Source organism: Achromobacter xylosoxidans A8 (assembly GCF_000165835.1).
Classification (GTDB): Bacteria; Pseudomonadota; Gammaproteobacteria; order Burkholderiales; family Burkholderiaceae_B; genus Achromobacter; species Achromobacter xylosoxidans_B.
The window spans coordinates 5873495-5886937 of sequence record NC_014640.1 but is presented as its reverse complement, the minus strand read 5'-3'; the positions used below and the strand labels follow the sequence as shown (position 1 = coordinate 5886937).

12 protein-coding genes are annotated in these 13443 nt (G+C 66.3%); 5 read left to right on the top strand and 7 right to left on the bottom strand.

Annotation, left to right across the window (positions count from 1 at the left end):
- Nucleotides 1–7: 7 nt before the first annotated feature.
- Complete coding sequence (locus tag AXYL_RS27210) at nt 8–2359, bottom strand: mechanosensitive ion channel domain-containing protein (protein WP_041656312.1); 2352 nt, start codon at nt 2357–2359, stop codon at nt 8–10.
- A gap of 228 nt (nt 2360–2587) precedes the next feature.
- Between AXYL_RS27210 and AXYL_RS27205 the strand changes: the two genes are divergently transcribed.
- Nucleotides 2588–2821 carry a hypothetical protein gene (locus tag AXYL_RS27205; RefSeq protein WP_013396099.1) on the top strand — a complete coding sequence of 78 codons (234 nt, stop codon included), beginning with the start codon at nt 2588–2590 and terminating at the stop codon, nt 2819–2821.
- A gap of 3 nt (nt 2822–2824) precedes the next feature.
- Here the strand turns inward: AXYL_RS27205 and AXYL_RS27200 are convergent, their stop codons facing one another.
- The 6 genes from AXYL_RS27200 to AXYL_RS27175 all read right to left on the bottom strand — a co-directional run bounded on the left by AXYL_RS27200 (nt 2825) and on the right by AXYL_RS27175 (nt 10002).
- Entirely contained in the window at nt 2825–3793 is a 969-nt protein-coding gene (locus AXYL_RS27200) for a spore coat protein U domain-containing protein (RefSeq protein WP_013396098.1), read from the bottom strand.
- Nucleotides 3790–6069: a fimbria/pilus outer membrane usher protein gene (locus tag AXYL_RS27195; protein WP_013396097.1), complete on the bottom strand. Its 2280-nt coding sequence runs from the start codon at nt 6067–6069 to the stop codon at nt 3790–3792. Before AXYL_RS27195 ends, AXYL_RS27200 begins: the two co-directional genes overlap by 4 nt.
- 32 nt (nt 6070–6101) lie before the next feature.
- A complete protein-coding gene (locus AXYL_RS27190; RefSeq protein WP_080551101.1) occupies nt 6102–6830 on the bottom strand; it encodes a molecular chaperone in 729 nt (242 codons plus the stop codon).
- Nucleotides 6831–6842: 12 nt separating this feature from the next.
- Nucleotides 6843–7364 (bottom strand): spore coat U domain-containing protein, encoded by a 522-nt coding sequence (locus tag AXYL_RS27185; protein WP_013396095.1) that lies wholly within the window; start codon nt 7362–7364, stop codon nt 6843–6845.
- A 274-nt stretch (nt 7365–7638) separates the two neighbouring features.
- Nucleotides 7639–9351: a cytochrome c biogenesis protein DipZ gene (locus tag AXYL_RS27180; RefSeq protein ID WP_013396094.1), complete on the bottom strand. Its 1713-nt coding sequence runs from the start codon at nt 9349–9351 to the stop codon at nt 7639–7641.
- A gap of 198 nt (nt 9352–9549) precedes the next feature.
- Nucleotides 9550–10002, bottom strand: a complete 453-nt coding sequence (locus tag AXYL_RS27175; RefSeq protein WP_013396092.1) for an Ohr family peroxiredoxin — start codon at nt 10000–10002, stop codon at nt 9550–9552.
- Between the two features lie 189 nt (nt 10003–10191).
- On the opposite strand from AXYL_RS27175, the gene AXYL_RS27170 reads away from it, so the two are divergent.
- The 4 genes from AXYL_RS27170 (at nt 10192) to AXYL_RS27155 (ending at nt 13429) form a co-directional block, all read left to right on the top strand.
- Nucleotides 10192–10659: a MarR family winged helix-turn-helix transcriptional regulator gene (locus AXYL_RS27170; RefSeq protein ID WP_013396091.1), complete on the top strand. Its 468-nt coding sequence runs from the start codon at nt 10192–10194 to the stop codon at nt 10657–10659.
- A gap of 6 nt (nt 10660–10665) precedes the next feature.
- Nucleotides 10666–11574 carry a LysR family transcriptional regulator gene (locus AXYL_RS27165; protein ID WP_013396090.1) on the top strand — a complete coding sequence of 303 codons (909 nt, stop codon included), beginning with the start codon at nt 10666–10668 and terminating at the stop codon, nt 11572–11574.
- Between the two features lie 80 nt (nt 11575–11654).
- Nucleotides 11655–12335 (top strand): DsbA family protein, encoded by a 681-nt coding sequence (locus AXYL_RS27160; protein WP_013396089.1) that lies wholly within the window; start codon nt 11655–11657, stop codon nt 12333–12335.
- 80 nt (nt 12336–12415) lie between these two features.
- Nucleotides 12416–13429, top strand: coding sequence for a cyclase family protein (locus tag AXYL_RS27155; protein WP_013396088.1), 1014 nt, complete (start codon nt 12416–12418; stop codon nt 13427–13429).
- Nucleotides 13430–13443 lie beyond the last annotated feature (14 nt).

Below are 13443 nucleotides of genomic sequence, written 5' to 3'. Positions count from 1 at the left end.
CGTACCGCTACGTACGCGGCGCTTCGCCTTCCTCGTGCGCCTCGAGTTCGTTGCCCAGCACCTCGGCCGAATCCTCGCCGCGCGGCGCGGGTTCCAGCGGGCGTCGGGTGTGCCCGGCCGCGCGGGCGTCCTCGCCTTCGTCGGCGCGCTCGGATTGCATGAAGACATTCGCCGGTGGTGCGTAGCCCCGCTTGTCCTGGCCGAAGTACACCACGGTGTGCGGGTAGGGCAGTTCGATGCCGGCGGCGTCGAAGTGCTTTTTCAGGAGCCGGTTGTAGCCGCGCTGCACCGCCCACTGCATGCCCGGCGTGGTCTTGATCAGGATGCGGATGGTCACGCCCTTTTCGTTGACCGCGGTGACGCCGGCGACCGTGATGTCTTCGAGGATCTCGGGTCCCAGCACCGTGTCGGTCATCAACTCGGCGAAGGCGGCGCGCAGATGCGCGATCGCGTCGTCCACGCTTTCGCGATGCGCGATGGTGTATTCGCCCAGGTGATAGGAGAAGTCGCGCATGTGGTTAGTCACCACGTCCACGGACGAGAACGGCACCAGATGGTAGCCGCCGTCCAGCGTGCGTATGCCGACCGAGCGTATCGTCATCTTCTCGACCGTGCCGAACACGCCCGCGACCTGCACCACGTCGTTCTCGTTCATGCCGTTCTCGAGCTGGATGAAGATCCCCGTGATGATGTCCTGGACCAGCTTCTGCGCGCCGAAGCCGATGGCCAGGCCGACCACGCCCGCGCCTGCAATCAGCGGCCCCACGTCGATGCCGATCTGCGACAGCAGCACCATCAGCGTCATGGTCACGATGACGATCAGCGCGGCGTTGCGGAACAGCGCCAGCAGGGTGCGCTCGCGCGCGCTGGGCATGCCGCGGCCTTCGCGCTGGCTGAGGCGGTGCTCGATGATGCTGGCGATCACGGTCCAGGCCAGGGCCGCGATCAGCAGCACGATCACGATGTTCACCGTCATCTTGATAGCCGCGCCGCCGGCATCCGAGGCCAGCCACCGCGACAGGTCGAAGGCGCGCCACGCGTCCAGGACCAGCAGCACCAGGACAATGCGGATGATGAGGCCGACCAGCTTCAAGGTGGCGGGCACATAGGCGTTGACGCGCGCCTCCAGCAGCGGCAAACGTTTGCGCAAGTCGTCCGGCAGCCTGATGGGCTTGGCCAGTACGGTGTTCAGCAGCAGGATCAGCAGGCTGCCCACGCCGATCACCAGCAGGGTTTGCGCGGTGGCGCGGGCCATGAAAGGCAGCGCATTGGTCGGGTCTACCTGGCTGACCACCAGCAGGATGGTGAAATAGCCTATGCCCAGTACATGCCATACGCGCGCCAGGATGTGCAGCCGCGAGCCCATGAACGTGGTCGCGCTGGCGGCGCGCCGGTCCAGGTGTCCGCGCACCGTCTGGCGGTTGCGCCAGATGACGCGCACGGCGTAGACGTAGACCGCCAGCATGATCAGCAGGTTGGCCAGACGGCCGAGTGCGGGCGACAGCGACGCCGAGACCACGGGGTCTATCAGCAGCGTGCCATAACCGGCTGCGGTGGCAATGCGCAGCAGCCACGCATTCCAGTACCTGGCGTTGTCGTCCGTCATGGGGAGGAGGCGCAGGTGCGGATGCTTCACCGCGAACACCGTGCGGATCAGCACCTTGACGATTTCCACCGACACGAAGGCCCGCAGGAACACGGCCGCCAGCGTGTCCAGCGTACCGCGGCCCGGCGTGCCCCACAGGGCCGCGGCGCCGCCCGCCATGGCGGCGAGCAGCACTACGCCCGCATCGATGGCCAGCGCGCCCACGATGGCGCCCGCGCGGCGGGACAGCACGCGCATGGAGGTCGGCGCGCCGCGCTTGGGAGGCGCTTCGGGATGATGGCGCTGTTCGGCGACCCAGCGGTCGATGCGGCCGTAGATGTACATGGCGATCATCCGCAGCAGGATGAAGGCGAGGATGGCGGCGGCGGCAGCCAGCGCGAGAGGCTTCAAGGCATGGCCCGCGGCGTCGCCGTCCATCCGCAGGCTGTCGCCCGAGGCCAGCGCGCGCATGTCTTCCACGCCCTGGCCCATGTCGGTCGCCAGGCCAGTCAGAAAGCGTTGGACGTTGTCGGCCATGCGTTCCTGCAGGCCGGGTTCGGCGGGGACTGGGGCCGCGCCCGTGGCGCGGGGAGCAGCTGGCTTCGCACCCGCTGCCTGCGTCCGCAGCTCGTCCACCAGCGCCTTGCGTGCCTCGGGATTCTCCAGTAGGTCGGCCAGCGCGGCCGGGGTCAGGGCGGAAGATGATGTCGCCGCCTGCGGTTGCAGCAGCCCGGCGGCCTGGGCTTGCCAGGATAAGGACAGGCAACACAGCATCGCCGCCAGCAGCAAGGCTGCCAACCAGGGCCTCTCGCGTCTGCGCCGCCAATGGGGGCCGGCGTGGATGTGGGGCGGGAAATGAATCGATGCTGTCGTTGCGGGTCCAACCACTAGGGAATCTCCTGTGCGATCTGGTCAAAAAATGGGGCGGGGTCGAGTCGCGCATTAAGAAATGTCGCGCGTGGCCGTTATTGCAAGTGGCTCAACTCTGGTCTGGAGCTTTTCATGGCCTCCAAGTTCTTACTCCCGGCGTTGGGACTACTGCTGGCTGGCGGCGTCGGCCCGGCGGTCCACCAGGCAGAGTCCGCGCCTCTTGCGCCGTTGCTGGTGCGCTTCACGGTCCCCAGCCTCTGCACGGTCAGCCCGGGTCCGGCCCGGCCGGCGGTGCGATGTTCCCAAGGAACGCCCTGGCACGCGCAGCGCGCGGCGGGCGAACAGCACTGGACGGTGGTGTTCTGACCATCAGAATTCGATGGTGGCGGTCACCACATCGCTGTATTGCCCCGGAACTGGCGCTGCCTGCGCGGGTACCCGTCCATAGACCTGTACCTGCTGGATGTTGCCGGTCCCCGTGCCCGTGACGAATGCCGTGCCCGCGGTGCCGTCGCCCCAGGGAACCGTGCGGTCCGCCGACGTGTGCAGGTCATACCTTACCAGCCGCGTGCCGGTGGTGTCTCGCAGGTAGCGCTGGTTCACGGTGCCGTTCTGGCCGCCGTTCAGGCGTATCCGGTAGGCATCGTTGTTGGTGCAGCGCACCGCCAGCGTCGTATTGGCCAGGCGGGCAGAGCGAAAGTCCGCCATCGAGCCGAAGTTCAAGGGGTTGGCGGAGATGGTGCAGTTGTTGGTCACGTTGGCGCGCACCGTGAAGTTGTAGCTGCCGCGGGAGGTCAGCGATGCGCACGCGGGCCGGACCAGAATGGAGAAGCCGTAGTTGAAGGTCGCCACGCCAGGGAAGGTTTCCGAGTAGGCGGTGGTGGCGTTATTGACCGTCGGCACCGTGTATTGGCCTGGCAGGATCTGCCCGGTGATGGGCTGGTTGACCGTGGCCTGGCTTCCCAGCAGGGGCTGGGTGAGGTCGACGACGACGGGCGTCGAGCCGTTGGCGCTCGAACCCCACGGCGGACTCATGGACGAGCTCGGCGCAAGCCGGTACTGCAGGCGGTTGGCGCCATTAGCCATCTGCCGCGGGTCTTGCACGGTTGATCCGCTGCCGATGCCCAGGCTCACGCACACCCGGGCATAGCCCCCTGTGAGCAGTCCCCAAGTGCAGGTCACACTCAGCGTGCCGGTCTGCGTCACCGACGAGCCGAGCACCGGATTGAGGTTCGGAAATGTGATGGGGGCCATGGACACGGTGCAGGTCTGCGCCTGCGCGCTGTTTCCCACCAGCCACAGGGCCGCCAGCAACAACGCGGCAATCAGCTGTTTCATGGCTGCGGCTCCACGCAAGCCACTGGTCCCAGACGTGGCAGGCTGCCGTCTGCCGGCGCTTGGAAGGCGAACCGCGCAGTGCAGGCAAGATCCTGTCCCCGCACGTCCAGATGATTGAGCTTGCCCAGATTGCGCACGAAGGTCTGGCTGCCGTAGCCCACCACGCTTTCGGACCCGCTTTCCCTGTGCACGACCTGCGCGCCCACCGGCAGCGGCTTGCCGTCGCCGTCCACCAGATCGATCGTGGCCGCGGCTTCCCGGGTGATGCCGAACTCCGCCAGCACGCCGGAACGGGACTGCGGCACCACGTCGAGCGCATAGGCGGACACCTGGGCGTTGGGCGGCAGGTCCAGGCCGTCGAGCTCCAGCGTATTGGTCTGATAGCTGTTCAGGTCCGGCACCACCATATGGCCGTCGGAGCCGGTATGGCCGATGACCCGGTTCTGATGCAGGATGGGCAGGCCAGGCTCGCCGGCGGAAACCAGCGCGAAGCCGTCGTCGATGCGCCGGGACGCCTGCGCTACGCCGTCCATGAACACCAGGGCGCCATTGACGTCGAGTTCTCCCGTGGTGCGTCCGTCGTAGCGCTGCGCGCCCAATGTGATTTCGCCGTAGCGTCCCAGGTAGCGGCCCCAGCCTTGTTCGTACCGGCCCGCCTCGTAGGTGCCGGCCTGCACGCCCCAGCCGAATCCACCGCCATAGTCGGGGCTGCGGATCGCGCTGGCGTTGGTGTACGTACCGCCGTCCTGGCGTCCGGCCATGGCATTGAGCGAGACGTCGCCCAGGGTGATGCCCAGGCTGAGGAATGCGCCCCGGCTGCCGCTGTCATTGAAGTCCTGATAGGCGCTCATGGTCAGCGTGGCGCGATTGCCCAGGCGGCTGCTGTAGGCCACCGATCCGATATGGGCGGCCTCGACGCCTGGATAGCGTTGGCCGATGTAGCTCAGCGATACGGTTTGCCCGCCGCCCAATGGCACGGCCAGCGTCGCCCTGTAGCTGGCGCGGGGCACAGGGATGCCGTCGTTGCCCGCCAGGTCCGCATAATCGGAGATCGCGCGCAGGCTTTGTATGTCGATGGAATAGCGCTCGTCCACATACTGGTAGCCCAGGCCGGCCTGCAGGCCCGTGTTCCGGCCCAGGCTGCCGGCCAGGGACGCATTGATGACGCCCGCCATGCCCAGTTTCGCCAGCATGCCCGCGCCCGCGTTGTACAGCCCGGCGCTGGCTTCGCCATGGGCTTCCACGGTCAGGGCGTTCGAGACGCCGTATTGCCATGTGCCGCTGAACGCCGGATCGTCCTTGTAGTCGAACGATCGCCAGCCGTAGGCGCGGCGCAGAAAGCCGGCTTCGACCGAATAGCTGGACATGCCTTGCGCCAGCAGCCGCGTGTCGATGTAGATGGGAACCGACTGCGAAACCGGCCTGCCCAGGGCGTCGCGCGTGATGAGATTGGCCTGTCCGTAGCCCGTGATGCCGGCCACGTTGTCCACCACGAAAGGGCCGCTGGGAACATTGCCGGAATAGCGCCGGATGTTGTTGATGTAGACATCGACGGCGGACGGCACCACGGCGCTGCCGGCGAAATCCGGCATGGGAAATGTGACCAGGTCGGGCCGCAATGAGAAATTGCGCCGCCATTGCAGGCCGCCCATGCGTATCGAGCGCGACCAGGCCAGCGATCCGGAAATGGTGTCGCCCACCTGGGTGGCGGTCAGCGTGGCGGGATCCGAGCGGGTCCAGCTGGAATCGAAGCGGACATAGCGCCGCAGGTCGCGGTACAGATAAGCCGTGCCGGTGTTGCTGAAGACCCCGTGCTGGTCGAAATAGCGTTGTTCGCTCCAGATTGCCAGCGGGTTCTCGCGGTCGGTGCGGGCATAAAGATCGTAATTGATGAGCAGTCCCCGATCCGCAGTCGCGGCGGCAACCGGGCTCAGGCCGCGCGCATCGATGCGATTCGGGATGCGATAGCGCACCGGCATGTCAAGATCGACGTCTTGCGCGGCCGCGTCGTAGCGGTACCGCAGGCCCGGAATCCGGTCCAGGGGAACGCGTGTCTCGTCCGATATGCCCAGGGCCTGGGTATCGATCCCCATCCCCCGCAAGTCCGCGCCGCGCGCCGACAGGCGGCCATGCTGGTCTTCGAAACGCGCGATTTGATGGCTGGGCTGGCCGCCGAAGCTGACGTTCAGATAGACCTCGATGGCCGCTTGCCCGATGGCCGCCGCCGGGGCGGGCTGCGCCCGCGCGCCACAATGAACGGCTGCGACGGCGAGCATCAGTGTCAGCTGTGCGGTGCGCGCGCAATGTTTCACTTCCCTGTGTCGGCTTGCACGTCCGCCTGGACGGGAACGCTGTTGACCCGCGCATCGACCGTGATCGCCCCGTGCGTCGCGGGTTGGAAGGGCAGCGGCCATTGGCGCGCGCTGCCGCCCAGGACATAGCCCAGCAAGCCGTCCCGCAAGCTGTGGCGCTTGCCATTGACGACGAGCGCCACATCGCTGAGCTGGGCGCGGTGCGCGCCGCTATTGTCGACCCGCAAGGCCCAATCGCGGCCATCGCGTACCAGGGACCATGTCAGGTGCCGTTGCGCCGGAATTTGCGGGGCGGCTCCCACGAACACCGGCACGGAGTAACGCAGCCGCACCTGCACGCCCGTCGCCCGCAATGGGTCGGGCGGCGCGATCTCGTCGATGATCAGGCGATACGACGCTTCGCCCGGACGCTTGGCGGCCTCGGGCTGCAACAGGCGGACGACTTGCGTGCCGCCCGGCGCGATCTGGATCATGGGCGGACTAGCCACCAGGGCCGCGGTCTCCTGCAGCACATCCTCGGTCGTGGTCTGGCGCCAGGCGTAGACGCGGACCTGGCCATAGATGGGCTCGGCGCCTTCGTTGCGCAAGGTCATGCTGGTGGCGCGCTCCGCGCCATCCATGTTCAGGATCACCGGCGAGATCTGCAGGCTGGCGGCATGCGCCTGCAATGCCATGCCGAAGAGACAGGCTCCCGCCGCCTGGCGAACGATCCCAAGCATCGTCATGTCGATCCGGGGCTAGAAGTAGACGGTGGCCGTGACCGTCGATTGATAGGTATCCGGCGCGGGGGCGGCCTGGGGCGGAACCCGGCCGTAGACGGTCAGCGCCTGGGCCGTGCCCGTGCCGGTGCCGCCCACGGTGTCCGTACCCTGGGTGTTGCCCCACACCGTCGTGCGGCCGGCGTTTTGATAGAGCTGGTAGCCCACATTGGTGCCGGTATTGCCAGGCGCCGTGCCTGCGAGCTGACGGTTTGCAATCGTCGACCCCGTGGCGGTCCCGGCATCCAGGCCCACGTTGTAGGGAGTGGTATTGGTGCAGGTGACCCTGAGCGTCGTTTCCTGGTTTACCGGTGCGCTCAAGAGGCCGGTGGACGGAAACACCAGCGGATCGGCCGCAATCGTGCAATTCGCCTGCACGGTCAGGGACACATTGAAAGTCGCCGTCGAACTCCCGTTCTCGTAGACCTGGGCCAGGGCCGCGCCGGGCAGGGAAAAGCCGATAGTCGCAGACAGAATCGCAGCAGAACCGATGGCCTTCATGCTCGCTCTCCTTCAAGTCATGGCTGTAACGACCTTAGCGGAGGGGGCAACGCAATTTATTTCGCATTATTTCCAACTTCTTCGGTTGCTGTCTCAGGAGCGCGTTTTCCGCGGCCATTGAATATCGTTTATCCCGTTGTTGAAACATGACTGTGCTTTGTTCCGTTCTTCGCCTAAAACTGAAAGGAAAAGACACAACTTCGGGGGTATGGACTAGCCTTTGGATGCCGCCGAATTCCTGGATGACGTTCATTTTGAAACGGCGCGGGTCTGCCTAGCCGAACGTAAAGGCGTAAGCCTCTGCGCCTGGCTCCAGGAATTCGATCTGGAAGACCCGGTCGCGGTCCGGCGCCTGCTGGCGGATCAATTGATACAGCTTCTGCCGGTCGATGACTCCCTCGCCCTGTTCATTGACGTCCGTCCCGTGATCGACGAGTGGCGGCCGGCCATCCAGCGTGACGCGAAAGCGCACCGGCCGGCCATCGGCGGATGGGCCCAGCACCATATGCAGGTCGCGCGCGCGAAAGCGCTGGATGATGCGGCCGTGGTTGCCGGTAACCACCGCGCGCTCCGGCTCCAGCCGCCACGATCCGGCCAGCGTCCACTGGTTGGCGCCCAGTCCGGCGGCGGGGACATAGGCCGTGTCCCGGTCCTGCCTGATCGGGGTGCCGCCCGGCGCGTAGCTCGTGGCCTTGCCGTAACCGAGGTAGCTCTCGCCCGAATGCAGCGTTGACCACTGCGGGGGCGCTTCCACGCCGTGAGCCGCGGGCAGGGCGACGCCGCTGTCGGGCAGCGTCCGGCCTGCTTCGGCAAGCAGACGCTGGATCATGCGCTCTGTCTGCGCGTAATCGTGTTCGCCCGCGACGGTGTACCGTAAGCGGCCCTGGCCATCGAGCAGATAGAAGGCGGGCCAGGACTGATTGCGGAACGCGCGCCATATCTTGAACTCGTTGTCCTGGGCGACCGGGTACTGGATGCCCAGATCCGCGACCGCGCGGCGCACATTGGCCGGGCTCTTCTCGAAAGCGAATTCGGGTGTATGCACGCCTATCACTTCCAGCCCCGCATCCTTGTACTTGTCGTGCCAGGTCTTCAGATAGGGCAGCGTGCGCAGGCAGTTGATGCAGGAGTAGGTCCAGAAGTCGACCAGCACGATCTTGCCGTCGAGATCGGTCGCGCTGAGCGGGCCTGAATTCAGCCAGCCGCGGGCGTCTGGTAGCGACGCCAGCGGACCGTTCACGCGCGGCGCCGCTTGGGCGGGTTCGCTCGGACGCAGCTGTTCGACCAGTTGCTGCTCCAGCCGTGCGGCGCCCGGCGCAGAGGCGCTGGACAGGAGCGCGGGGTTCCAGCCGAGCGCCGGCAGGGTAACGCCGGCCAAGACGGCGGCGCCAGCCAACCGGCGCAAACCATGGGCCGCCGGCAGCATGCGGCGCAGGGCTGTCGCCATGCCGCGCCCCAGCCAGAGCGCCGCGGCCAGCGCCACCGCCGCGCCGGATGCGAATGACAGCAACAGCAAGGAGGTCTGGATGTTGGCCCCGTTGAGCGCCGCGCTGGTGAGCAGCAGCCCCAGGATGGGACCGGCGCACGGCGCCCACAGCAGGCCGGTGCCTATGCCCAGCCCGAGGGACAGCAGCGGAGCGGTGCGAGCCGAGCCAGGCGTCGCGCTGGTCAAGCGGTTGCCCAGCGCAACCAGGGGCCTGCTCATCCAGTCGCCCACGGCGGGCAGCAAGAGCGCCAATCCGAAAAGCGCCAGCAATCCCATCGCGGCGTAGCGCGCGCCCTCGCTGAGCGTCACGACCCAGGCTCCGCCGACCGCCGCGAGGCTCGCGACTGCCGCAAAGGCGACCGCCATGCCCGCGAGCAGGGGCAGGGCATGAGTCCGGAATGAACCCGCTCCGCGTGCGAACACGAAAGGCAGGATGGGCAGGATGCAGGGGCTCACGATGGTGAGGACGCCGCCGAGAAAGGCCACAAGAATGATCAGCATGGGGATGCACCGCTATGGGCAGAGTGGGGAAGGGCGCGAGAGCCCGCCTCTGGTTCAGGACTCTCGCTTTTGCCGGCGCGTGCCTATGTCCTTGCGCGCTGTGATGGTCTGGCAGCTCAGCGGGTTGCGCAGCTCGTGCGCCAGCCCGCCGGCAAATAGGATGAGTACGAGCAAGAGCTTGCGCACGTCGATTCCCGCTCAGGACACATGCACGTTCAAGCTCACGTCGATGTTGCCGCGGGTGGCCTTCGAGTACGGGCAGATTTCGTCGGCCGAGTGGGCAATCTGTTCGGCGAGGGCCGGGTCCAGTCCGGGCAGGAACACGTTGAAGCGGGCCTGGAGCAGGTAGGCGCTGCCCGACATGCCCAGGTCGACTTCCACCTCTACCGCGCGATCGGCCGGCAATTGCACTTTCATCTGCTTGGCGATGACTTCCAGCGCGCTGCTGTAGCAGGCGGACCAGGCGCCGGCGAAAAGCTGTTCCGCCGTCGGATGCGGCTGGATATCTTCGAAAGCGTGGACCAGGTCCGGGTTGTTGGGGGTCGAAAGACGGATGTCGAGCCGTTCCTCGCCGCCTTGCGAGGCGTAGTTGCGGGCGAGGGTCGTATGGGTCTTGCCGGTCAAGAGGACTTTCTGGATTTGGGTGGGCATGGTGCGCTCCTGGTAGTTGAAATTTTCATCGAATTCGATTAAATCGTATACGATTGAAGCGCATGGTAAAGATCGAGAATGCCCAGGTCAAGCGTGTTCGAAGGGAAATTGGTATCAAATCGTTTGCGACCACATCGTATGCGATGTAAAGTGACGCCATTGATCAGGCCAGATATCCACGAGGTGCAGATGAAGAAGCCCAAGACCGCCACCGATCCGTCGCAAAGAAAGCTCGCGGAATTCCTCTGCTTTGCCGTTTACTCGACCAACCTGGCATTCGGCCGGGTGTACCGTCCGATCCTCGATGCGCTGGGGCTGACCTATACGCAATACGTGACGATGATCGCCCTTTTCGAGGAAGACGCGCAGACCGTCAGCGGCCTGGGGGAAAAGCTCTTCCTGGAGTCCAATACCCTTACGCCGATACTCAAGAAGCTCGAAGGCATGGGCTATCTGGAACGCGTGCGCGATTCGGCGGACGAACGGCAGGTGCGGATCTGCCTGACCGAGGAAGGTCGGCTGTTGCGCGAGAAGACCGCGAGCATCAATCTGAGCGATGCTTGCGGGCTCACGAGCGATCAATTCAAGTCGCTGAGGGAGCAGGTAGTCGAATTGCGCGACAACCTGGTCGAGGCTGCACGTTCGAACGGCGGCTAGGCGCAGGTGGACACCTTCAACTACATGCGCGCCTTCCGGCGCATCGTGGAACTGGGCAGCCTCGCCAAGGCCGCCGAGAATCTGGACATGTCGTCCGCCGGCCTCAGCAAGCAGCTGCGGGCGCTGGAATCCCATCTGGGCGCCGTGTTGATCCAGCGCACCACCCGCAAGATGAGCCTGACCGACACGGGCGCGGCTTACTACGCCGAATGTTGCCGGCTGCTGGACGAGCTGGATGCGCTGGAAAAATCCGTCAAGCGGGAATCCCGGCTGGTCTCGGGGCGGCTGCGCGTGAACGCGCCGGTCTCGTTCGCCCTGAGCGTGCTGTCGCCGCTGCTGGCGCGCTTTCTGCGCCAGTATCCCGACCTGCGGCTGGACCTGGCCATGGAGGACCGGCTGGTCGACGCGGTGGGGCAGGGTTTCGATGTGTCGATCCGGCTGCGCGCCCAGCTGGACGATTCGTCGCTGATCGCGCGCCGGCTGGCGTCGCTGACGCAGGTGCTGTGCGCGGCGCCGTCCTACCTGGACAGCCGCGGCCGTCCGGACAGCGTGGAGGCGCTGCGGGGGCATGACATCCTCAGCTATAGCCTGGCCGAAAGCCCTGGCGCCGTTGCGGATGAGGAAACCGGCCAGCAGGCGGATCCGCTGGCCGGACCCGCGCAGGTGCAGGTCAACAACAGCCTGATGCTGCGGGATCTGCTGGAAGCGGGGCTGGGCATAGGCGCGCTGCCGTCGTTTCTGGCCGCGCCGGCCATCGCCAGCGGCCGGCTCGTGCGCGTGTTGCCGCAGCTGCCGGCCGCGCCGCGCCATGTCTACGCGGTCTATCCGACCAGCCGCCACCTGCAACCCAAGGTCAAGGCCTTTGTGGATTTCCTGGTGGCGCACCTGCCGGCGGCGATGCAAGGCGATTGTTGACGGCCAGCTAATAAAGTCCTGCCGGCGGACACCTTACTCCCGCGCCGGCCCGTCCTTAAGCTGGCGTCCATTGAAACGAGATGGACGCCAACATGACTTCGACACCCGATTACGCACCCGCTGCGCCGCTGACCGTGGACTTCTTCCATGACGTGGTCTGCGGCTGGTGCTATGTAATGTCTCCCCGCCTGCGCCAGGTGGCTGCCGAACTGGGCATTGCCGTGCGCCAGCGCAGCTTCGTGCTGCAGGACTCGCCCGAACAGATGTGCCAGGTGTTTGGCTCGATGGAGCGCGCCAAGCAGGTGATCCTGGGCCATTGGGAAGCCTGCGCCCGCCATGACGACCAGCCCCGCATCGACGTCGAGGGCATGCGTGCCGAGCCATTCGATTATCCCAGCGGCATGGCCGGCGCGCTGGCCTGCCAGGCCGCCCACCTGCTGGCCGGCGAGGCTGGCCACTGGGACATGTTCGACGCGATCCAGCACGCTCACCTGAGCGCGCACCGCAACGTCGGCGATAGCGCCGAGCTGCTGGATATTGCCGTCGGGCTGGGCCACGAGCGCGGCGCATTCGCCGCACTGATGCAGGGCGAAGAGGCGCTGCGACGCGTGCAGGCCGACCGCGCGGCCGCCGCTCGGCTGGCCATCGATTCCATTCCTACGTTGATCGCCGGCCCGCACCGGGCCCGCCTGCGGACCATGTCGACGGCCGAGTTGCGGGACAGATTGCAGGCATTGATCCCGGCCTCGCCCGACGCTTGATCGTCGCGTATCCGGCCATCGTCCACATTTTTCTTTTTTTTGCTGTCCGCAGGACGGCAGCCACACGCACAAGGTGCATCATGACTATCCGCTACACCCGCAAACTGCTCGGCCTGGCGCTGGGCGCCGCCCTCAGCTTCAACGTCTTCGCGCATGGCGCGCCTGCCCGGGCGCCCGCGTCCGGCCAGGAGGTTGGCATCAGCCCCTGGGGGCCGGACGATGAAATCGGCCGCCTCAATCTGATCACGCCCGAATCGCGCGCCGCGGTCATGTCGCGCGTGGCCGGCGGCAAGGTCTATGACCTGGCCACGGAATACTACGTGGGCATGCCCAGCTGGCAGGACGCGGGCGATCCCCACTACCAGTTCTGGATGACCCACACGCCGCGTGGCACGGAGGTCGACGACCCCATGGGCGTGGGCCAGGACATGAACGCCATGCGCAGCTACACCGGCACGGCGTTCTCGATGTACAGCCACACCGGTACGCACATCGACGCGCTCAACCATTTTGGCATCCACGGCAAGATCTGGAACGGCTTCCGTGCCGACGAGCATCTGGGCGACCGCGGCTGGAAGCGCACCGGCATCGAAAAATTCCCGCCCCTGGTGGCGCGCGGCGTCTTGATCGACGTGGCCGCGCTCAAGGGCGTGGACATGCTGCCCGACCAGTACCGCATCACGCGGCAGGACCTGAAGGCCGCGCTGGCGCGCCAGAAGACCGAACTGCGCGAGGGCGACATCGTGCTGATCCGCACCGGCCGCATGAAGCTGTACAACGATCCGGCGGCCTACATGGCCAAGCCGCCAGGCATGGGCCTGGACGCGGCGCGCTACCTGGTCGAGGAGGGCGGAGCCATGATCCTGGGGGCGGACAATCTCAGCTTCGAGACCTTCCCCTCTGAAGTGTCCGACGACTATGTGCCGCTGCATACCTATCTGCTGGCGCAGAAGGGCGTACCCATCATCGAGCTCGCGGCACTGGACGAGTTGTCGCGCGACCAGGTCTATGAATTCGCCTTCATCGGCGGACCGCTGAAGATCCGCGGCGGCGATGCGGCGCCGCTGCGTCCGGTGGCGATGCCGCTGCGCTGAGCGATAAGACGCGG

Coding starts and splice junctions, on each gene's coding strand:
- AXYL_RS27180 (WP_013396094.1), bottom strand. CDS start 9,351: ATGCTGATCATTCTTGTGGCCTTTCTCGGCGGCGTCCTCACCATCGTG.
- AXYL_RS27170 (WP_013396091.1), top strand. CDS start 10,192: ATGAAGAAGCCCAAGACCGCCACCGATCCGTCGCAAAGAAAGCTCGCG.
- AXYL_RS27155 (WP_013396088.1), top strand. CDS start 12,416: ATGACTATCCGCTACACCCGCAAACTGCTCGGCCTGGCGCTGGGCGCC.
- AXYL_RS27160 (WP_013396089.1), top strand. CDS start 11,655: ATGGACGCCAACATGACTTCGACACCCGATTACGCACCCGCTGCGCCG.
- AXYL_RS27205 (WP_013396099.1), top strand. CDS start 2,588: ATGGCCTCCAAGTTCTTACTCCCGGCGTTGGGACTACTGCTGGCTGGC.
- AXYL_RS27190 (WP_080551101.1), bottom strand. CDS start 6,830: ATGACGATGCTTGGGATCGTTCGCCAGGCGGCGGGAGCCTGTCTCTTC.
- AXYL_RS27210 (WP_041656312.1), bottom strand. CDS start 2,359: ATGCTGTGTTGCCTGTCCTTATCCTGGCAAGCCCAGGCCGCCGGGCTG.
- AXYL_RS27195 (WP_013396097.1), bottom strand. CDS start 6,069: ATGCTCGCCGTCGCAGCCGTTCATTGTGGCGCGCGGGCGCAGCCCGCC.
- AXYL_RS27200 (WP_013396098.1), bottom strand. CDS start 3,793: ATGAAACAGCTGATTGCCGCGTTGTTGCTGGCGGCCCTGTGGCTGGTG.
- AXYL_RS27175 (WP_013396092.1), bottom strand. CDS start 10,002: ATGCCCACCCAAATCCAGAAAGTCCTCTTGACCGGCAAGACCCATACG.
- AXYL_RS27185 (WP_013396095.1), bottom strand. CDS start 7,364: ATGAAGGCCATCGGTTCTGCTGCGATTCTGTCTGCGACTATCGGCTTT.